Here is a 20,174-nt window from a genome sequence, read left to right as displayed (position 1 = left end):
CAACAGGCTTGATACCGAGCCCGAACGGAGCAATATCCTTGCTGGTAACCGATAATGGCAGCATGCCGAGACAAACTGTCTTTATTTGATCCCCGCGTCTGCGAAGCGGAATAATACCTGTGTACGTGGGGCAGATAACAAGCACGTCTGGTTTGAATGTTTCGCGAATAGCTTTAACATCCTTATCGAACCCTTCCATTGTACCGCAAATGATGTTGCGGACTCCCCATTTGAACTGTTTGAGCCCCTTTAATTCCATATACTTGGGAAAATGCTCATTTAGCGTGGAACCACTAAAATTCTTGAGGTGGGTAAAAGGAACAAATGTGACACCGGTAGACTGGATTTTCTCTTTAAAAAGCGAACTACAGTACCAGACGACCTCATGACCTCGTTCAACGAGTTTTCTTGCTAAGGGGATTGTCGGATTTACGTGTCCATCAGAAGGCCATACTGCGATTAGAAAGCGTGCCAAATTTTCTCCTCCTAATAACTTTTGATTTGGTATGAATAAAGTATGTAAGTGATGCTATTATGCTAATCTTAATAATTCATTTACTTCATATTGTTGTTGACAAACTAAAGTAATTAGTTTAATTTTTATGTGTATTAGCTTATCATAAAGGCCAGTATCAGTCAACAGACGTTGGAACGCTTCGGCACCCTGCCGGGGACTAATCTATCATCCTTTTATTGTTAAGGAAAGTGGATTGGCGTATGGAACTTATGTACCCAAACTAAAGGAGGATTTGTTATGAATCAAGTCATTCAGGCTGATGTGTGTATTGTTGGAGCTGGACCTGCAGGTGCTATGTTAGGATTATTACTTGCAAAGCAAAGTGATCTTGAAGTGGTGGTACTGGAACAACATCAAGCCTTTTCAAGGGAGTTTCGTGGAGAGTCTATTTCACAGGGGTCGGTCGTCATTTTGAATGAATTGGGCATTCTCGATGAGCTCAAAAAGATCGGTTTTTTACAGGTGGAAGGGCTGGAAATGTACGATCAAGGGGAAAAAATCTTTTCAGTCAATTTTCATGAATTTCCATATGAACAGAAATTTATTATCGATTTGCCGCAACCGGTTCTAATTGGTGCAATCTTGGACAAAGCCGGCGATTATCCTAATTTTCATTTGAAAATGGGAGCAACTGGTATTGAACTCATCGAACAGGAAGGACAAATTAGGGGTGCTGTGTATCGTGAAAAGTCCGGGGAGTTAGTGACGGTGAATAGTTCGGTTGTCGTCGATGCAAGTGGACGGTACACAAGAATTCGCGAAATGGCTGGTATTCATGCCAAAATTGAACATTTCAATCGGGATGCTGTTTGGTTCCGTGTACCGCGCCCTGAAGGATGGGAAAGCGCAACCCGTATTAAAGTTGATGGGCATCAGCACTTAATTATTTTGCCTACTTATCCGGATCAACTGCGTGTTGGTATTAACATTGCGAAAGGTGCCTATCAGGAATTTAGAAAACAAGATATTAGTGTTTTCTATGACACAGTTTGCAAACTGGAGCCTCAGTTGGATGGTATTGTGCAGGAACATATTCAAAGCTGGAAGGATACGGTGCTCCTTGATATTTTCACAGCAGAGGTATCTCAGTGGTCCCGTGATGGTCTTGTCTTGATTGGAGACTCGGCTCACACTGTTTCCCCAATCTTGGGACAAGGGGTCAACTTGGCTATTCAAGATGCTTATGAATTGGCGCCAGTGATCTCAGACTATCTTGCAGTAAATCCGAACGCGATTATTCCACAAGCAACCTTCCAATCGTTCCAATTTAGACGCCAAGAACATGTGGGCTTTATTCAAGCGTTTCAGGCGGATCAGGAAAAGGATCTAATGGCTCAAAGCGATGAAGACATGATGAAGAGACGTATGAAGATGCAGATGCTTAATCAGTCTCCTATGAAAGTAGAACTTGCAACGAAAATGGCATATGGAATCATTAGAGAGAATCTCTTGCATGTCCACTAAAGCGATAAGTAGGAGTATGGGTTCTATGAATCATTCAAACCTAATGGGCAATCGTTTAAGTGGAGCTGATGGATTTCGGGCGATAGCCTGTCTTGCCGTCATCTGTCACCACCTATCACAATTTCTAGGCATGCAATCGCAGTCGCCTTGGATGCAGGAACTGCAATCCTTTTTGCTGATGGGCAATGCTGGCGTAAGTGTGTTCTTTGTATTAAGCGGGTATTTATTAGCTTCACCATATTGGCAAAAGTATCTTGATGGCAGCGCATATCCAGATCTTAAGCAGTATGTGGTTCGGCGCGCTGCTAGAATTATGCCGGGCTATTACTTAGCTGTCCTAGTAGCAACGCTGATTACGGTTCTATTTCATGTACCGACGGAGCATTTCTGGGCACGCTTGATGGCAGCACTAACGTTTACTGCGGGATTTCATTACATGACATTGTTCCCTAATGAAGTGAACGGACCACTATGGTCTATTAGCTTTGAAGTATTCTGTTATGTGTTGATGCCTCTATTTATGTTAGGTCTATATCGCTGGACATTCATACGACGGTCTATTCGGAAGGGGCTGTTGTATTGGGTGGGGGTATTTATCCTAATCATAGGGCTAAACCAACTTGTCCATTTATTTTTTTCTACGAGCAATGAAGGGAAAGGCTGGGACTATGGCTGGATTGGCGGTGCGAAGTATTGGATGCCGAACTATAATCCAATCGGTTTTTTTGGACAATTCACCATTGGGATACTTGCTGCAGGTGTTTCTGCAGGACTGCGCCAAAGTTCTCAGGGAATCAAGAAGATGAGATACATCGGTGTATTCGATTTTGTGAGTTTAGGAGGATTGTTTTGCTCGTTTGCGCTCCTGTGGTACGCACGCCACCTGCCTGAATTCAGTCTAAGTTTRCAAAAACAGCCCTTCTTCTTCCCGTTTTATTCTTTGCTTATAGCGATCAGTTTGTCCGCTGCTTCACAATCGAGATGGGCTGCAAAAATATTAGATAATCGCGTGTTTAAGTTTACGTCCAAAGTATCATTCGGACTGTATCTTTGGCATTTTGTAATTATTGGTGTTTCTTCAGTCACTTGGGCCAAAGACTTCCAGTACATGGGGACCAAAAGTCTGAGCACTTGGCTCAGTGTATCCGGTGTCGTTCTAGTCGTCTCCTTCGTATTCGCAACGCTTTCCTTTTATTTTGTCGAAAAACCGGTACTTAATTGGTCTCACGGAAAGAAAAAAATGATGGGTAATACGCCTCAACCCCTATTGAAAGCGTGATAAGAGCAATTAATTCCCATGCTTCATTACTGGCTGTTAGGGCTGTCCCTGCAGCTATTTTTTATTTTATTGATTCATATACATAATTTTATTACTAATTTAACTAATTTAATTAGTAAAATTAGTACAGAAGCTTATGAACTGTGGAATGGTGGTGTGGCTATCCGTGTTGATCTTAAGTTGGGTTAACTTAGCGTTAAGAGGGCTCATGGAGCTAGGCATTGTGATTGCTTTAGCTTACTGGGGGTATCATAGCGGTAAAAACACGGTGCAGAGTACTCTGTTAAGCATCGGTGCACCAGTGTTGATTTTTGGGTTTTGGAGCCTATTTGATTTTCGAAAAGTGGTCGCGACGCCTGAACCTTTTCGTCTTGTTCAAGAGTTAATCCTATCCGGTATAGCAGCTGTAGCATGGTATTCAGCAGGGCAGCGAAGCCTTGGCACAGCGCTCGGGATGATCTCGATCATCCATCATGTCTTGGTATATTTGTTGGGGGAAAGGCTTTTGAAATAACGAGGAAAACGAACAGGGGAAAGGATAGCATCCATTGATGATTGAATTAAAATACAAATGTAGGGAATTTGTTTATTCGTATTTACAATAATTTTATTAGTTATTTAAATAATAATATTAATTAATTATAATATCGATTAGTATTAAATTTAACCGTTGTAATATTATCTTAATCAATTTTTAACTTGCCTAATATATTTTATCTTGTTATCTTGAGAATCAATGGAAATATTTGAGTGGAGAGTGTAGAAAATAAAAAATCATTAAATTTATGTAAATTTAAAATTAGGGTGGAGGACGTTATGGAACTGAAACCAAAAAACCGTGTAGTTGTTACAGGAATAGGTATCATTTGTTCGCTCGGAGCAGACAAGTCTCAAGTTCTTGCCAAAATGAAAAGAAATGAAACAGGTATTGGATCCATAACCCGATTCAATACAGATAAATTTATTAGCCGAATCGGCGCCGAAGTGAAGGACTATCACCCAGAGAACTATTTCTCGGTGGAGGAACAAGAACGTTATGATTACTGCAGCCAATTCGGAATTATAGCCGCTAAGGAAGCAATGGCAGAGAGCGGTATAGCCATTACCAATGAGAATGCAGCTCGTTTCGGTGTAGCGTTCGGTACCTGCAACGGGGGAATTAATTCCTTGGAGGAACAAGCAACGGTTACAGAGCTTGATGTGGATCGGACTTCGCGTTATCCGTTCTTTCAGCAAGGAGACAATATCGCCATGTATTTCGGTGTGCAGGGTCCTGTCAATACATTGAATACGGCATGTGCCGCAAGCGGTAATGCGATTGGCTACGCGTACGATATGATCACTGCCGGCTACGCCGATAAGATGCTGGCTGGCGGTTCGGATTCTATGTCATCCTCGGTCTATGCTGGATTCAACGTCCTGCAGGCACTAAACACAGTACCTTGTTCACCTTACAATAACAAGTTCGGTTTAAGTTTGGGAGAAGGTGCTGCTTTCGTTGTGTTGGAATCCTTGGAGAGCGCRCTGGCACGGAACGCCACGATTTATTCCGAAATTTGCGGATACGGTTTGAGTAGCGATGCTTATCATGAGACAGCGCCTGAACCCGAAGGAAAAGGTATCCAGTTGGCGGTTGAGTTTGCATTAAGCAATGCTGGCATATCGAAGGATCAGATCGACTACATTAATACGCATGGTACAGGGACGAAGGCCAACGATTCAGCAGAGCTATATGGCTTGCGCCAGTTGTTTGGCGAAGAGCAATTCAATCAAATTCTGATTAGTTCAAGCAAAGCTTACTTCGGTCATAACCTAGGTGCAGCTGCCTCGATCGAATACGTAACGACGCTTCTCGCGCTGCAAGAAGGATTGCTGCCAGCTACCCTTCATTTTGAAACACCTCGCGATGGTGTGAATCCAATGAATCTTGTCGTGAATGAGATGAGAGAAAGTAGTGYGAAATACTTCTTATGCAACAACTCCGCTTTCGGAGGTCATAACTGTTCCATCGTTTCTTATAACTGGGCTGAAAGGGGGAGAATAGCAGAAGAGTTACATACACGGGAACCAAAACGAGTAGCCGTAGTTGGACTTGGAACGGTTTCGCGATTCGGACACCGCTCTGGAAGTATTCTTCCTTGGCTAGCTGAAGAGGGGCGGGCAGTGACGGCAGAGGAATCTTCCTTTTCACTGAAAGAATATAAGAAAGAGTTGTATGAACGCAGAATGAACCCGCTCTCGCAATACAGTATTGGAGCTGCACATCTGGCCCTTCAAGATGCAGATCTTTCGATTAGTGAGAATAGCTGTGAAATCGGCTTATTCTATGGGACATCTCGAGGAAGCCTGGAAAGCGCGCAAAAATATTTATCAGCTATTTTCGAGAAAGGTCCCGAGCATGCAAGTGGCGTCTATTTTCCAGATATGGTGCTCAACTCGACAGCCGGGAAAATCGCCAAGAAATTAGGACTTAGGGGCTATGGTACTTCAATGAGTACGGGTGGCAACGATGGATTAAACAGTGCGTTATATGGCTACGAGACGATTCGCGCAGGAATTCAAAAGTACAGTCTAATTGGCGCAGGGGATGAGCTATCCTTGTTCTCGAAGCAAGTAGATACAGCATTAGGACTGGACAATATCCCATATGAGATGGGCGAAGGCAGCGCGTTCCTCGTACTAATGGATCTGGAGCAGGCGAAGTTGGAAGGAAAAGAAGTATACGCAGAGCTCAAGGGCTTTGGAACTGCTTTTAGCGGAACGAAAGGTGGTTCCGATAGCAGCGTAGTGAAGCGGGTTATCGAGATGGCTTTAGCACGGTCTGGAGTAGAAGCTTCCTCCATAGGTTTTGTACTTTTTAATAGTTTCCTTGGCATGGACGAGCCTTCAGCTGAACGAGAGGCGCTTTATGACGTATTTTCTGATAATGAGCTGCCTGTAGTATGTCTCAATGATCGCTTTGGCTATTGTGAGTCTACAGGCTCATTATTCCATTTGAGTGCCGCCGTAGATATTTTACATGCCAATAAGCAGATTGCTGATAACGGTTTGGATGTTGCTGCAGCTGCAGCTTTTGTAAACAAAGGTATGCATGGAAACTACGGGCTTGTAGTGAGTTCTTCCATTAATGGTAATTACACAGCCGCCGTCGTTGCACCTGGAGAGCAATAAGAATTATGAGGAGCGGTTCCAAGGAACGATTCCTAACCCGGAGTCGATTCATGAACATATAAAAAAAGATCTGATGGGAGAGAAAAAATGATGAAAAAATTAGAAGAAATTAAGTATGCTATTAAACAAAATATTTTGATTGACCGACTTGAGCTGGAAGACATTACTGCCGAGGAAATCGAGGATAATGCCCCACTGTTTGGTGAAGGACTTGGGCTGGACTCTGTTGAGGCGCTTGATGTCGTTGCCGGGTTAGAAGCTGAGTTTGGCGTCAAATTACATGGTATGGATCAAGAGGCAATCAGAAAGCATTTCTATTCGGTAGAGACATTATCCCAATTTGTTTCCGAGCAATTGTCCGCTGTGGCGAACTAACAATCGGCACCCACCCTGCTGTGCAGCCGGGCGATGACAGAAGCAACAGTCTGAGCGCCGGCTGCCAGAACTTTGGAGGTATATCGGAAATGAAGGAAGTTACGATAATCGGTGCAGGTCTAGGCGGTTTGGTAAGCGGAGCAATGCTTGCTAAAGCCGGAATGAAGGTTAGGGTCCTAGAGCGTCATTTCATCCCAGGCGGTTATGCGACTTCTTTTAACCGAAAGGTTCGAGGCATAGTTCGTCCGGTAGAATTCGAAGTATCGCTGCATCTGATGGGAGACCTTGGGGAGAATGGTGCTCTTCGACAAGTATTAACCGAAATAGGTCTAATGGAACATGTTGAATTCCTTCGTGCCAAAACGCTTTATCGAGCTGTCTTCCCTGGGGATGATATCCGGGTTGAGAATTATGAAACATATCTGCATGATTTGGGAATTAAATACCCTGATGAAAGGAACGGAATCAAGCTGTTATTTGAACAATTTTGTCAGCTTCGCAATGAAATACTCCTAATGATGGGTAAGACAAATCAAGGGGAAGCCAACGATTTATTCCAGGATGGGCCAACGGTGCTAGCCTACAACAATTTATCCCTGCAACAAGTACTTGATCAGTTCCTAACCAGCGCAGAACTCAAGTCCATTATTGCTCAGCAGTGGCAGTATTATGGACTTCCCCCTTCCCAGATATCCGCCGTTTATTATGCCTACGCATGGACGGAATATATGTTGAATGGCGGTTATTATCCCAAAGGTCGTTCCCAACAAATTTCCAACGCCCTTGTCCAAATTATCAAAAGTCACGGGGGAGAAGTACTTACACGGCAGCATGTCACGCAAATTCAGGTGGAGAATGGAGCCGTGAAGGGCGTTAAAACGCTGAAAGGTGAATTTGCGTCAGAGGTTGTTATCTCGAACGTTGACCCCATTCAGACGTTTGGCAAGATGATTGGTTACGATCATTTGCCACGCCGATATGTCAAAAAGATTGAATCGCTCAAGCCGAGCCTCGCGTGTGTTCAGGCTTATTTGCTGCTGGACATCGATTTCCCTAGTGTTTACGGGGAGACGGATCATGAAATATTCGTTAACGAATACTATGATCTTGAGCAAGCGTATGAGGAAATGCGCAATGAAAGTTACGAGACCATGCCGTTCAGCATTACGATCTACGAAAACCTCAATCCCTCTTACCAAGCAAGCGGTAAAACGACGATGTCTTTGTTTGTACTAAGCCAGTATGAGGGCTGGAATGAAATCGATGAAGAGGCTTATCGACAGAAAAAAGAAGCAGTCACCCGCATCCTGATCAATAGGCTGGAGCGGCTGTACCCGAAAATAAGCGAGCATATAGCTTATGTAGAACTTTCAACTCCGAGAACGAATCATGCCTATACCAGCAACTTGCATGGCGCTATTTATGGAGCACAACAATCGGTTGATCAGTGCCTGCATCGCAGGTTGCCCCAAACGACGCCTATCCAAGGCTTGTATCTAGCAGGTGCATGGACACAGCCAGGCGGAGGATACAGCGGAGTTATTTGGAGCGGATATAATTTGGCCAAACAACTAATGCTTCAAAACAAAGAGGTGGTACTGAGATGATGATGAAAGATCGAGTAGCTATCATAACAGGCGCTACTCGCGGAATTGGGAAAGCGATTCTGTACAGGTTTGCAGAGGAAGGTGCAACGGTCGTAGGTGTTTATGCCAGCAGCGACCAAATGGCACAATCGATCCAAGAGGACCTTCGTTCGAAGGGAGTGAAGGTCACCTTTTTCAAAGGCTCGATAACAGACCAGGCATTCATTCGTCAAATGATGGAGCAAATCATTATGGAGTACGGCAGCATTGACATTCTAATCAATAATGCGGGCATTGTAGCAGACAATTTCTCTTCACAGATGTTGCTCGACGAATGGAATCGGGTGTTCCGGACGAATTTTGAAGGCACTTACTGTTGTTCAAAAGAAGTCATCCCGTATATGGAACGCAAGGGCAGCGGGAAAATTATAAACGTGATTTCTGTTACCGGTGTTCTAGGACGAGAGGCACAAACGAATTATGGAGCGTCCAAGGGTTCCATCATCGGCTTGACTCGCTTGCTGGCCCGTCGTTACGCATCCAAAGGGATCTATGTCAACGCGATTGCTCCCGGAATGATCAATACCGAAATGATTGGTCACGTCCCTCAGGACAAGCTGGATAATTTTCTCTTGCATACGAATATGAAGAGATTAGGGGAGCCACGGGAAATTGCGGATTCGGTTCTCTTCCTGGCCAGTCCTATGTCGGATTATATTGCGGGTAGCGTGTTGAAAGTGGACGGCGGCTTTATCAGATAGGAGGAGACAGGATGAACAAGTCGATCTTTATTACAAATGGGCAGCAAGCGTTCAATCAATTAATTGCGACTCGCATGCTGTCAATCGGGCATCGGGTTGTGCTGCACGTAGAAGATTCAGAGCAAGGGATGTCTTACGTTCGCTCATTGGAGAGTGAAGTTGCTCAGAGACTGCATATAGTAAATGGCATGCCTTCTGAAGAAAAGAAGTATGAAGCCATGATGGAAGAGGCTATCTCTGTCATGGGTGGGCTTGATGTCATGATTCACGGTAATGAGATGCTCGATGAAGAGAGGTTGTTCGAAGACATGCCTGATGAGTTCGGAGAACAAATCCCAGCCATATTTGAGCGGATCTTTCTGTGGAACAAGATGGCTGTCAGTCATATGATCAAGCGTAAATCAGGGAAAATTGTGTTCCCGATTATTTATGACACGCTCTATTATGATCAATATCCAAGTTCTCCGATCATTAACCACGGTAAAATTTCTATGATGAAATGTTTGTCCCGGGAATGCAGTGCATTTCGCATTGACGCCAATGTGATGACATTCGGTTATCATGATGCCGATTTTGAGAAGAGTGAGAAAAAAGAAAGACAGCGAAAGCTGGAAATATACGGATTGAAGCCGGTGATGAAGCCGATGAGCGAAATGTTGGCGATGCTGGATTTCATCATCCATGCGCCAAACAGTTTGATAGGAGGTCAAAATTTCGAAATTGGCATCGGAGTGGAAACGAATCTGTAGAGTGAAATTCGATAATTTAAACCAGGGGAGGAAAATCATTTGAAATCCGTGAAGCTCATTGGAGTTGCCACCGCGCTTCCAGGGAATCCGGTTCCTAATTCCAAGATGGAAGAAGTATTTGGATTACGCGAAGATTGGATTGATCTCATGATTGGTACGAAAACCCGGCATTTTGCAGTTGATCTGGATGAGAAAGTCGTCAAGTTCCAATTGCTAGATCTCGCTTATGAAGCGGCGCAGAAGGCAATAACAAAGGCGGGTCTCACGAACGATGAGATTGATTTGATTGTAATGTCGACAGCAACACCAGATCATTTGATGCCCGCAACTGTCAATCTGGTAGCCGATCGGCTTGGGATGAATCGGATACCGACCTATGAAATTCAGGCGGGTTGCTCTGGAGCCATTCAAGGCTTGGAGGTTGCGTATCGATTCTTGCTTACAGGAGCCTTCACGAATGCACTTGTTATCGGAGGTGATGTTTGCAACAAATACATGAGTTTCCGCCGTGATTTCAAAAAGCTGCGCTCTTCGGAACTGATCAATCTAGCTTTGTTCGGCGACGGAGCGGGAGCGGCCGTGTTAACTACKGGTACGGATCACGACGGAATCACTATTTCGCATATCGTCAATCGTTTTGAAGGTTTGAATCGGGAGCCCGGTCAAATGATGAACTGGTTCGGTCTGCAAGAAAGTCCGGAAGAAGGCAAGAAAGTTCAGTCCGCAAAGGAGGACTACAAAGCGATTGAGCGGGATGTTCCTGTCATGGCCAAAGAAATGCTGGAGGAACTTCTGGAGAAGCTGCAATGCCCTGCCGAGTCTGTCGATCATTATTTGCCTCCGCAATTAGGCGGCCATATGACCGATAGAATCGTGCAATCCCTCGAACTCGACGCGGGCAAAACAATCAATTGTGTCGCTGAGACAGGTAATAACGGGAATGCGCTCCCGTACCTGCAGCTGGAGCAATTGATTGATAGAATGAAGCCCGGAGAAAAGGCGGTATGCATCGCCATTGAATCCTCCAAATGGATTAAGACAGGTATGGCTTTAGTGAAAGAGGAAGCCAAATGATGAATAACAAAGAACTAATTGCAAGCATTCGTCAAATGAAGAACGATGGCACACTTGGTTTGAATCGGTATAAGGTCGTCAGTGCGATCCAAGCAAATCGCGATGCCATGTTTTGTGAGAAAATCGGGTATATGCTGAAAAGCGTTGCGCATGAAGCTTGGCAAGTTGCAGATATACAGCCTGTGAAACCATTGAAGGTTGCAGTGCTCAGCAGTTTTACAAGTGATTCCTTTCCTCTGATGCTAAGGCCTCTGTTGTTGTGCGAAGGCATTTGGCCCGAAGTGTACGCTGCAGGATTCAATCAATATGTGTATGAGCTTATGAATGCGGGCAGTGCTTTATACGAAATGTCCCCGCAATTGACGCTTTGCATGCTGGATGAACATGCAGTAACGGAAGAGCTACCTCGTGATTGGGATGCTGCTGATCTGGAGCTTGCCTGCGCAAGAAAGCTGGAACAACTCAAGCAGCTTATAGGTATTTATCATGAGCATTGCAAAGGCTTGCTGGTGTTAAACACGGTTCCGCTGACTAGTGTAACGTATAATGCCAAAATCGATTATAAGACGAAGGCCAAGATCAGCCGGATATGGCGTTCCTTCAACATCGGGCTTTTGGATTTGGCTAATGCTTGGAGTCAGGTCATCATCATGGATACGGAAGTTCTGCTGCAAGAGCATCAGGTAGCCAAACTTTCCGACCCGCGATTAGCGCAGTATGGAAGCTTTCATCTAAGTCAGGACGTTTTGTTCGCTTACGCTTCAGAAAGTGTAAAAATAGCAAGAGGCATCTTGGGTTTGACCAAGAAGTGTCTGGTTCTTGATCTGGATAACACGTTATGGGGTGGAATCGTCGGCGATGACGGAATAAACGGTGTGCATCTAGGCGATTCAGCACCTGGCAAAATCTTTATGGATTTTCAGAAGGCAATCCGGCAGTTGAAGAATCAAGGTGTATTGCTGGCGGTGAGCAGCAAGAACGAAGAATCCGTCGTGCGGGAGATGTTCGAAGAGCATCCGCATATGCAGCTTGGATTGGAAGATATCGTCATCATCCGTGCCAATTGGGACCCTAAACACGAGAATATGAAGACGATTGCCAGCGCACTAAATATCGGACTCGATAGCCTGGTATTCATTGATGACAATCCTTTCGAGCGGAACCTGGTGCGTGAATCATTAGCTGATGTCACAGTGCCCGAACTCCCCCAAGACCCTTCCTACTATGCCGAGTCTCTATTATCTGCTGGTTGGTTTAACTTAAACAAGCTGACTACGACGGATTTGGACCGGACGAATCAATATAAATTGGAAGTAGAAAGAGAGCAGTTAAAGCAATCTAGTGGTTCTGTAGAAGACTATTTGCATTCTTTGGATATTCAGGTGAATCTTTTACCCGCAAATGCCTTTAACTTGCCCAGACTCGCTCAACTAACGGTGAGAACGAACCAGTTTAACATGACGTCTAGACGTTATCAGGAATCAGAGATCGAACAACTCAATAATAGTGGTGACTATTGGGTGTTCGGATTTCAGACCAAGGATCGCTTTGGTGACTACGGCTTAATTGGGTGCGTACTTGTGGAGAAGTCAGAGACCGCTTGGCGGATTGATAATTTCATGATGAGCTGCCGAGTATTCTCTAGAAAAATCGAGACCGCAATTATGTGTCATGTGTTATGGAAGGCGAAAGAGGAAGGCGTTCAGGAAGTTTATGGAGAGTACATTCCGACGGCGAAAAATGTGATTGTGAAGGATTTCTACGTGCTGCACGGATTTGAACGCGTAGAATTTGATCAAGATGACCCTGTGGATGGGGTGAAGCAGCAATTTGTCCAACGATTGCAGAACATACCTGATGAAATAACATGGATAAACATGTTAACCGGAGAGGAGATTGCTGCTCAATGATCGAGATGAAAGAACTTAAGGAAGTTGTTGCTGACGTACTGGATATGGACGAGAATGACCTGCACGACGAAATCAGAATGGAAGATCTGCCGGAATGGGATTCCGTAAATGCCGTGCGTTTAATGGTGCATTTGGAGTCTGCCTTAGGTGTACGTCTCCCCGTGGAACAAGTAATGAAAGCACAAAGTCTGAAGGACCTGCTTCATGCTGCAACCGAGGAGGTTGTTTAATGTATCGTGCCAGGGGCAAGACGAGCATTTATCCTATGCCGCAGGCAAGAAGACATACCTATCATTTTTTGGATTATGCCAAGGAATTCAAAGCGGTTTATTTAGATACAGAGATCGATATGTCAGTCATCAAGCAGCGCAGAGCTGAGAGTGCAACAACCGGGGAGCGGATCAGCTATATTGTTTATTTAATCGARGCCATATCCCGTATCCTTCAGAGGTACCCGGAGGCCAACGCTTCCGTCAAGCATGGACTGATTCCGAAAGTGGCTGTATATTCGAACGTTTCTGCCAAGTTTACCTTAGATAAGTCGATTGGCGGAAGTCGGGTCGTATTGTCAGGACTCATTGCAGATTCGGATCAAAAGTCAGTGGAAGAGATGCAGCAGGTGATCGACTACTATCGTGATAAGGAAGTTAACGATATCGCTGAATTCAACGGCGTGCGTAAGCTTCAGTCTCTGCCGATGTGGCTAGGCAAAATCGCTTACCGCTTAGCCATGGGAAATCTGGAAAGCCGTGATAAGCTGCAAGGGACATTCACCATCACGTCTCTCGGACATCGACCGATCCAAGCGTTTTACCCAATTATTTCGAATACACTTTGTTTTGGGGTAGGAACCATTGAAGACAAGCCTGTAGCGATAGCAAGTCAAATTGTGATCCGTCCGATGATGAAACTAAGTCTCGCTTTCGATCATCGGGCTATTGATGGAGCCCTCGCCGCCGATATCCTCGCTGATGTAAAGGAATTTCTGGAGTTTGATTCTTCATCCATTCAAAAAAACATTGAGGAAAAAGAGGTGAGTTTCATTGGCTCGTAAACCTAAAAAAGACAAGTATGATGTCATTGTGATCGGTGCAGGTATGGGAGGCTTAGGAGCCGCTGCTTACTTAGCTCAGCAAGGTTACTCTGTGCTTGTGGCCGAGCGGCATTATTTTGCTGGCGGGTATGCACATTCGTTTGGAAGGCATAAATATACATTTGATGCCGCAGTTCGCATCGTTGCTGGGGCGGAGAAACATGGATTGCTTCACGACCTGCTTAGTAAAGCGGGACTTGGAGATAAACTGCCTTTTATTCAACTGCCTGAAATCTTCACAGCTATCTATCCCGAACACCGCTTTACGGTGCCAAGACAAGTTGAGGGATTAATCGAAACATACTCCCGCCTTTTCCCGAGTCAGAGAAACGGGATTGTGAATCTCGTACATGACATGCAGCAAATCTATAATGCAACGATTGAGCTGCTTCATGCACGCGATCCGTTTCATGTCATGTCCAATCAAGTCATCATGAAATACCGCTATATGACGTTCCATGAATTGCTGTTTAAGCATTTGACAGATGAGAAGGCTGCGTATACGTTTGCTGCATTATGGAGTTATTATGGTGCACCACCTACCCGAGGCAGCTCGCTATATTTCGCCTATGCCATCATGAGTTATTTTAATGAAGATATTTATTATTTAAAAGGAAGCTTTCAAGAGCTGGCTAATGCTTTCGTGGAACGCATTGAGGAATGCGGTGGCGAAGTATGCCTGCGCAATGAAGTGAAGGAAAGCACACGGCCATTCTGACGACCCTCGTTCCTTATGATGTCGGTGCGGATTGGAAAACGGAGAAGCCTAAATATCAAGAAGCCTTGATACGTATGGCGGAAAAGGCAATACCGAATTTAGGCAACCATCTCGAATTCGTTGAATCCGGTTCGCCTCTTACGATGGAGCGATATACAAACAACAGCCAAGGCGCTACATACGGTTGGGAACAGAACATGAAGCAGATGACTTCTCGTCCACAGCATGGTACTCCGATTTCTGGCCTTTATCTATCCGGTCACTGGACCGATCCAGGCGGAGGTGTTGTATCCGCATTGCTCTCAGGATATAAGCTGTATCATAAAATTATAAATGAAACATCTTCCTCAGCAAACGCTTTGAAGTTGTTGGTGCAGGCAGGTGAAGGTTTATGAGTTCGATACAAGTCGACAGTAAAGAAGGGATTTATTACATTTTAATGAACAATCCAGAAACGAAGAATAGCTTGGATCTGGAAATGGYAACTGAACTATATGAAGCCGTGCGGGAAGCGAATGCAAACCCGAGTTGCAACGCCATTGTGTTCCTTTCCAAGGCACGAGCGTTCTTTTCCTCCGGTCCTGCACTTGATGAGCTTATTGAACTATCCACGCTTCAGAATGGAGCAGCTTTGTTGTGCGAAGTGGTGGAGAAACTCAATCAAGTGATTTTGGAAATTTATCATTCGCCCAAACTGACCATTGCAGGAGTTCATGGATATGCCTATGGTGGCGGTCTTAACATTATGCTTGCCTGCGATTATCGGATCGCTGAAGAGAAAGCGAAGTTCATCGAAAATTTCCATTATATGGGATTTACTCCAGACTTGAGTGCGAGTTATTTCCTTCCTCGTTATATCGGCCTTTCGCATACGATGGAATTGTTGCTGACCGGGCGCATGTTTACTGCGAAGGAAGTGGCTGATTGGGGACTCTTTCATGATGTAGTAGAGAAAAGAGCTGTCATGCTAGAGCGCATTGACACGTTATGCCGTCAGTTCGTACAAGGCGAGGCTAGGAATCTGCAACGGATGAAAGAGCTGCTCCGCACGTCGTTTTATTCCACTTTGGAAGAGCATCTGGAGAAGGAAAAGCGGTATCTGACGGAGTGCTTGAATTATCCGGAGTTGACCGGCAGGTTAAAGAATGTTGCAGGGATGTCATTGACTAATTGACAGGGGGCTATTAACGAATGAGCGTATTGGAAAAAAAGCGAATGGACGTGCTGAACAGACCGCCACATCAAATATTGAAGCAAGCGCCTCCGTTCCTTTTCATCGACAGAGTGATCCGCTTGGAAGGCAATGCCATCGAATGTGTGAAAAACGTTGCTTATAATGAACCGTATTTCGCTGGTCATTTCCCCGGGGAACCGATCGTTCCAGGCGTTCTAATGATTGAGATGGCAGCTCAGGCGAGTATGCTGTTATCGATTGCATTGGAAGATTCGGATAAGGCGGAATCCCGCATCGGGTATTTGGTACGTACGCAAGATTTCCGTTTTATTAATCCAAGTCGTCCTGGCGATACTTTGCACATCATCGTGGAAATGAAGGAGAAGCTTGGCAATTATCATACAACCAAGGTACGGATCATAAACGGCAATACGCAAGCTAAGGTAGCAAAAGGCGAACTGATCTTTTTCCTCCCTGAGGGGTAACTGCGATGTTGATAGGGATTGGACTTGATTTGGTTGATATCGAACGGATTCAGAAAATCGTGGCAAGGGAAGAAAATTCCTTCATCCGGTTGTTGCTGTCAGAACGGGAGCTCCATTTGTACGAACAATTGCAAGCCCCGAGGCGAAGAACGGAGTGGCTCTCTGGACGTTTTGCCGCTAAGGAAGCCGCTTCTAAAGCATTTGGTACAGGGCTTTCAAGTGTTGTAACACCCAAAAGTCTTGAGATCCTGCCCGACAGCTTGGGCAAACCGGAATTGATCATTCCAGCTGTATTGGCGAATCAGTACAAGGGACCAATTCGTACTCATGTAACAATTACGCATACCAAACATACTGCAGCGGCGGTTGTCATGATTGAAAGGATAGAAGCAGTTATAAACCATTGAAAGGAGCGGATACTGTGAATCCGACTATCGCATTTGTATTTCCGGGACAAGGAGCGCAAAGCATAGGAATGGGCAAAGAGTTCGTAGATCGATTCTCTGTGTCACGTGCCATCTTTGAGGAAGCGGATCGGGAGCTCGGTTACCCGCTAAGTGATCTGATTTTTCATGGTCCTGCAGACGAACTGAAGAAGACTTATCATACACAGCCTGCATTGCTTACAACTAGTGTTGCTTACCTGGAAGCATTCCGGGAAGCAGGTATTACGCCTCATTATGTGTTGGGGCACAGCCTTGGTGAATATAGCGCACTCGTGGCTTCCGGTGTATTGAGTTTTACGGATGCGGTAAGAATCGTTCATGCTCGTGGGAGGTTTATGGATGAAACAGTCCCTTCCGGGGAAGGTGGCATGGCGGCTGTGATCGGGTTCGATCGAGAAGAATTAGCGCTGCTTTGTGAGGAAGTAACTCGCGAAATGGGGTTAGTGGAATTGGCTAACATAAATGCGGGAAGCCAAATTGCCATCTCAGGGACCATTGAGGGTGTGCGCGAAGCATCAGCACGTGCGGAAGCGCGTGGGGCCAAACGCGTACTGGCGCTTGAAGTCAGCGGACCGTTTCACTCCTCTCTAATGAAGCCGGCAGGGGATAAGCTTGCTCAGCTGTTAGCCAAAGTGTCGTTTAACGCTGCACGGATTCCGGTTATCGCCAACGTATCGGCGGAGCCGCTAACTGATCCTGAGGCGATTCGCCAATCCCTCATCAAGCAAGTATCTGCTCCTGTGCTTTGGGAAGATAGCATTAAGTGGCTGCTTGCTCGTGGCGTAAACACGTTCTATGAAATTGGTCCTGGTACCGTCTTGGCTGGTCTTATCAAAAAAATTAACCGTTCGGTGACAGTACGCTCCATTAATCACCCGGATGCGTTACTGCAATGCGAGGTGTAACCATGTTATTTCAAAGGAAAAAATCGTATGCCACAATTACCTCGGCATCAGACCGTACTCCGCCCGAAATCCCCGACGGACTGTTAAGCAAATGTCCGCAGTGTACAGCGATTCAATATTTTAAGGAGTTGGACAAAAACGCCAAGGTTTGTTCCAAATGCGATCACCATTTCAAACTGAGTGTGCATGAGCGTATTAAAGAGACCTTTGATGAGGGCAGCTTTAAGGAATTTGACGCGGACATGATTTCCAAGGATCCGCTCGAATTTCCTGGGTATCCAGACAAATTAGCTGTACAGAAGGAGAAGTCGGGTCTTAAGGAAGCCGTTGTTACGGGAGAAGGCAAGATTAACGGGATGTCCGTTGTCGGCGTGATCATGAGCTTTGACTTTTTCGCAGGTACGATGGGCTCGGTTGTCGGCGAGAAGGTGACGAGAGCGATTGAGTCTGCGATGGCTCAGAAGCTGCCGCTTCTCATTTTCTCCACATCTGGCGGGGCGCGCATGCAGGAAAGCATTCTATGTCTGATGCAGATGGCCAAAACCAGCGGAGCGATTGCCAAGTTTCAGGAACAAGGCGGATTGTACATTTCAGTAATCACCAATCCGACTTACGGTGGCGTTTCCGCAAGCTTTGCTATGCTTGGCGACATTATCTTGGCTGAGCCCGGCGCTGCATTCGGTTTTGCCGGACGTATCGTCATTGAACAGACGATTAAACAAAAGCTGCCGGATAACTTCCAAAAGTCGGAATTTCATTTGGATCATGGACAATTGGATCGCGTTGTACATCGGAAAGAATTGAGAGCATCCCTTGCTCAACTGCTGGAGCTTCATCAATCCCATAAGGAGGTTGTCTAGTATGCGCAATGATCTGCCTTTTGAACAAACGCTTACGGAGCTTCGCGGCAAAATCGAGGATTTACGATCCTTTTCCACGGATAAGAAAATGAACTTTCAACATGAAATCTCGGTCCTTGAAGAACGCTTCGACACTTTGAAAGATGAAATCTACAATAATTTGACAGCGGCTCAAAAGATGCAGATCGCACGGCATCCGGGACGTCCCACAACACTGGATTATATACGGCATATGTTTACAGATTTTTTCGAAATGCAAGGGGACCGATTGTTTGGAGATGACCAGGCCATTGTAGGCGGTATTGCCAAGTTAAACGGCGTCCCTGTTACCGTCATTGGTCACCAAAAGGGAAGAAACACGAAGGAGAATCTGAGCCGGAACTTCGGAATGCCTCATCCCGAAGGCTTCCGCAAGGCCTTACGCCTTATGCACCAAGCCAATCGGTTTAATCGGCCGCTGATTACTTTTATTGATACACCAGGTGCATTCCCGGGAGAAGCAGCCGAGGAGCGAGGACAATCCGAAGCGATTGCTCGTAATCTATATGAGATGTCCAAGCTCGATATCCCAGTGATCTGTATTGTTATTGGGGAGGGAGGCAGCGGAGGCGCATTGGCTTTGGGTGTAGGGAACAGGGTCATGATGCTGGAACATGCGATTTATTCGGTTGCTTCTCCCAATGCGGCAGCGGCTATTTTGTGGAAAGATTCGTCCAAAGCGGAGCAAGCTGCCGGAGCTATGAAAATTACAGCTCAAGATCTACAGAAGCTTGGGATCATTGATGATATCATCCCAGAACCGTCTCCTACCAGTATGGAAGTGCAGGCGGCTTTAATGAAAAATGCCGTCCTTCGACATCTGCGGGTGCTGCAATTAATGGACAAAAAGCAATTGCGTGAAGACCGCTATAAGAAATTCCGCAAAATGGGAACATTCACTTTCGATGCCAGTGAACCCAAAATCCAAAAGAAAAGTACCAAAGTTACGCATACCGAGATTTTAATCAACGTGTAATTCTTATGATGGTATAAGGATACGTCGGATGAAGGAGAATGCAGCATGCTGAGCTTTAAAGAAATTAACGAATTGATTAAGACGATCGATGCTAGTTCCATTGAGGAGCTGGAGCTAGAAAATGAAGGCTTGCGATTAATGATCTGCAAACAAAATAAGACAAGAGCCAGTGCTGCGGCACAATCGAATCACGGTCCCATTTCTCCAACTATTCTGATGGATCAACCGATTCAGCCTTCTGCGCAGAAGCAGGAACCTTCCTTTATGCAAGCGGCAGTTTCTGTTGAGGCAGTTAGCCCTGCACGCCCTCTAACGGATGCGAAAGCGGAACTCAAACCGATTTTATCACCCATGGTTGGAACCTTCTATCACGCTCCTTCTCCTGATAAACCCATATTCGTAAAAGTAGGCGATCAGGTGAAAGAAAGGACGGTCGTTTGCATCTTGGAAGCCATGAAGCTGATGAATGAAATCGAAGCGGAATGTGCAGGCGAAATCGTGCAGATTCTGGTGGAAAATGGCCAACTCGTGGAATATGGGCAGCCAATGTTTCTGGTGAAGCCACTATGAGCGATGTTGGGCAGTTCCGCAA

General features: G+C 45.4%; 22 protein-coding genes. 21 read left to right on the top strand and 1 reads right to left on the bottom strand.

Going from position 1 to position 20,174, the window contains the following annotated elements:
• A partial coding sequence (locus tag AC1DUA_RS03395; protein WP_477498391.1) for a glycosyltransferase occupies positions 1-475 on the bottom strand: 475 nt, incomplete at its 3' end.
• A gap of 279 nt (positions 476-754) precedes the next feature.
• Between AC1DUA_RS03395 and AC1DUA_RS03390 the strand changes: the two genes are divergently transcribed.
• The 21 genes from AC1DUA_RS03390 (at position 755) to accB (ending at position 20,152) form a co-directional block, all read left to right on the top strand.
• A complete protein-coding gene (locus AC1DUA_RS03390; RefSeq protein ID WP_477498390.1) occupies positions 755-1,981 on the top strand; it encodes an FAD-dependent monooxygenase in 1,227 nt (408 codons plus the stop codon).
• A 25-nt stretch (positions 1,982-2,006) separates the two neighbouring features.
• The gene (locus AC1DUA_RS03385) at positions 2,007-3,260 is read left to right on the top strand and encodes an acyltransferase family protein (RefSeq protein ID WP_477498389.1); all 1,254 of its coding nucleotides are present in this window, start codon (positions 2,007-2,009) and stop codon (positions 3,258-3,260) included.
• A 166-nt stretch (positions 3,261-3,426) separates the two neighbouring features.
• Positions 3,427-3,774, top strand: coding sequence for a YrdB family protein (locus AC1DUA_RS03380; protein WP_477498388.1), 348 nt, complete (start codon positions 3,427-3,429; stop codon positions 3,772-3,774).
• A gap of 302 nt (positions 3,775-4,076) precedes the next feature.
• Positions 4,077-6,431 carry a beta-ketoacyl synthase N-terminal-like domain-containing protein gene (locus tag AC1DUA_RS03375; RefSeq protein ID WP_477498387.1) on the top strand — a complete coding sequence of 785 codons (2,355 nt, stop codon included), beginning with the start codon at positions 4,077-4,079 and terminating at the stop codon, positions 6,429-6,431.
• Positions 6,432-6,518: 87 nt separating this feature from the next.
• Positions 6,519-6,806: a phosphopantetheine-binding protein gene (locus tag AC1DUA_RS03370; protein ID WP_477498386.1), complete on the top strand. Its 288-nt coding sequence runs from the start codon at positions 6,519-6,521 to the stop codon at positions 6,804-6,806.
• Positions 6,807-6,895: 89 nt separating this feature from the next.
• Positions 6,896-8,413, top strand: a complete 1,518-nt coding sequence (locus AC1DUA_RS03365; RefSeq protein ID WP_477498385.1) for a phytoene desaturase family protein — start codon at positions 6,896-6,898, stop codon at positions 8,411-8,413.
• Positions 8,410-9,153: a 3-oxoacyl-ACP reductase family protein gene (locus AC1DUA_RS03360; protein WP_477498384.1), complete on the top strand. Its 744-nt coding sequence runs from the start codon at positions 8,410-8,412 to the stop codon at positions 9,151-9,153. Before AC1DUA_RS03365 ends, AC1DUA_RS03360 begins: the two co-directional genes overlap by 4 nt.
• Positions 9,154-9,164: 11 nt before the next feature.
• Positions 9,165-9,902 (top strand): SDR family NAD(P)-dependent oxidoreductase, encoded by a 738-nt coding sequence (locus AC1DUA_RS03355; RefSeq protein ID WP_477498383.1) that lies wholly within the window; start codon positions 9,165-9,167, stop codon positions 9,900-9,902.
• Positions 9,903-9,950: 48 nt separating this feature from the next.
• Complete coding sequence (locus AC1DUA_RS03350) at positions 9,951-10,976, top strand: 3-oxoacyl-[acyl-carrier-protein] synthase III C-terminal domain-containing protein (protein WP_477498392.1); 1,026 nt, start codon at positions 9,951-9,953, stop codon at positions 10,974-10,976.
• Entirely contained in the window at positions 10,973-12,886 is a 1,914-nt protein-coding gene (locus AC1DUA_RS03345) for an HAD-IIIC family phosphatase (protein WP_477498382.1), read from the top strand. The genes AC1DUA_RS03350 and AC1DUA_RS03345 overlap by 4 nt, the downstream gene beginning before the upstream one ends.
• A complete protein-coding gene (locus AC1DUA_RS03340; RefSeq protein WP_477498381.1) occupies positions 12,883-13,116 on the top strand; it encodes an acyl carrier protein in 234 nt (77 codons plus the stop codon). The genes AC1DUA_RS03345 and AC1DUA_RS03340 overlap by 4 nt, the downstream gene beginning before the upstream one ends.
• The gene (locus tag AC1DUA_RS03335) at positions 13,116-13,940 is read left to right on the top strand and encodes a 2-oxo acid dehydrogenase subunit E2 (RefSeq protein WP_477498380.1); all 825 of its coding nucleotides are present in this window, start codon (positions 13,116-13,118) and stop codon (positions 13,938-13,940) included. The genes AC1DUA_RS03340 and AC1DUA_RS03335 overlap by 1 nt, the downstream gene beginning before the upstream one ends.
• Complete coding sequence (locus AC1DUA_RS03330) at positions 13,930-14,697, top strand: phytoene desaturase family protein (RefSeq protein ID WP_477498379.1); 768 nt, start codon at positions 13,930-13,932, stop codon at positions 14,695-14,697. The genes AC1DUA_RS03335 and AC1DUA_RS03330 overlap by 11 nt, the downstream gene beginning before the upstream one ends.
• A 74-nt stretch (positions 14,698-14,771) precedes the next feature.
• Positions 14,772-15,092, top strand: coding sequence for a hypothetical protein (locus AC1DUA_RS03325; protein ID WP_477498378.1), 321 nt, complete (start codon positions 14,772-14,774; stop codon positions 15,090-15,092).
• On the top strand, positions 15,089-15,871 hold the full coding sequence (locus tag AC1DUA_RS03320; protein ID WP_477498377.1) for an enoyl-CoA hydratase/isomerase family protein: 783 nt from the start codon (positions 15,089-15,091) through the stop codon (positions 15,869-15,871). Before AC1DUA_RS03325 ends, AC1DUA_RS03320 begins: the two co-directional genes overlap by 4 nt.
• A gap of 17 nt (positions 15,872-15,888) precedes the next feature.
• Positions 15,889-16,356 (top strand): 3-hydroxyacyl-ACP dehydratase FabZ family protein, encoded by a 468-nt coding sequence (locus tag AC1DUA_RS03315; RefSeq protein WP_477498376.1) that lies wholly within the window; start codon positions 15,889-15,891, stop codon positions 16,354-16,356.
• 5 nt (positions 16,357-16,361) lie between these two features.
• On the top strand, positions 16,362-16,763 hold the full coding sequence (gene acpS / locus AC1DUA_RS03310) for a holo-ACP synthase (RefSeq protein WP_477498375.1): 402 nt from the start codon (positions 16,362-16,364) through the stop codon (positions 16,761-16,763).
• Positions 16,764-16,777: 14 nt separating this feature from the next.
• Positions 16,778-17,707, top strand: a complete 930-nt coding sequence (gene fabD, locus AC1DUA_RS03305) for an ACP S-malonyltransferase (RefSeq protein ID WP_477498374.1) — start codon at positions 16,778-16,780, stop codon at positions 17,705-17,707.
• A 2-nt stretch (positions 17,708-17,709) separates the two neighbouring features.
• The gene (gene accD / locus AC1DUA_RS03300; protein WP_477498373.1) at positions 17,710-18,567 is read left to right on the top strand and encodes an acetyl-CoA carboxylase, carboxyltransferase subunit beta; all 858 of its coding nucleotides are present in this window, start codon (positions 17,710-17,712) and stop codon (positions 18,565-18,567) included.
• Between the two features lies 1 nt (position 18,568).
• Positions 18,569-19,582 (top strand): acetyl-CoA carboxylase carboxyl transferase subunit alpha, encoded by a 1,014-nt coding sequence (gene accA, locus AC1DUA_RS03295; RefSeq protein ID WP_477498372.1) that lies wholly within the window; start codon positions 18,569-18,571, stop codon positions 19,580-19,582.
• A 45-nt stretch (positions 19,583-19,627) separates the two neighbouring features.
• The gene (gene accB, locus AC1DUA_RS03290; RefSeq protein WP_477498371.1) at positions 19,628-20,152 is read left to right on the top strand and encodes an acetyl-CoA carboxylase biotin carboxyl carrier protein; all 525 of its coding nucleotides are present in this window, start codon (positions 19,628-19,630) and stop codon (positions 20,150-20,152) included.
• Positions 20,153-20,174 lie beyond the last annotated feature (22 nt).

This window comes from Paenibacillus sp. 01T422 (assembly GCF_056398785.1).
Note: the sequence above shows the minus strand (reverse complement) of the source record. Positions and strands in the feature narration are given on the sequence as shown.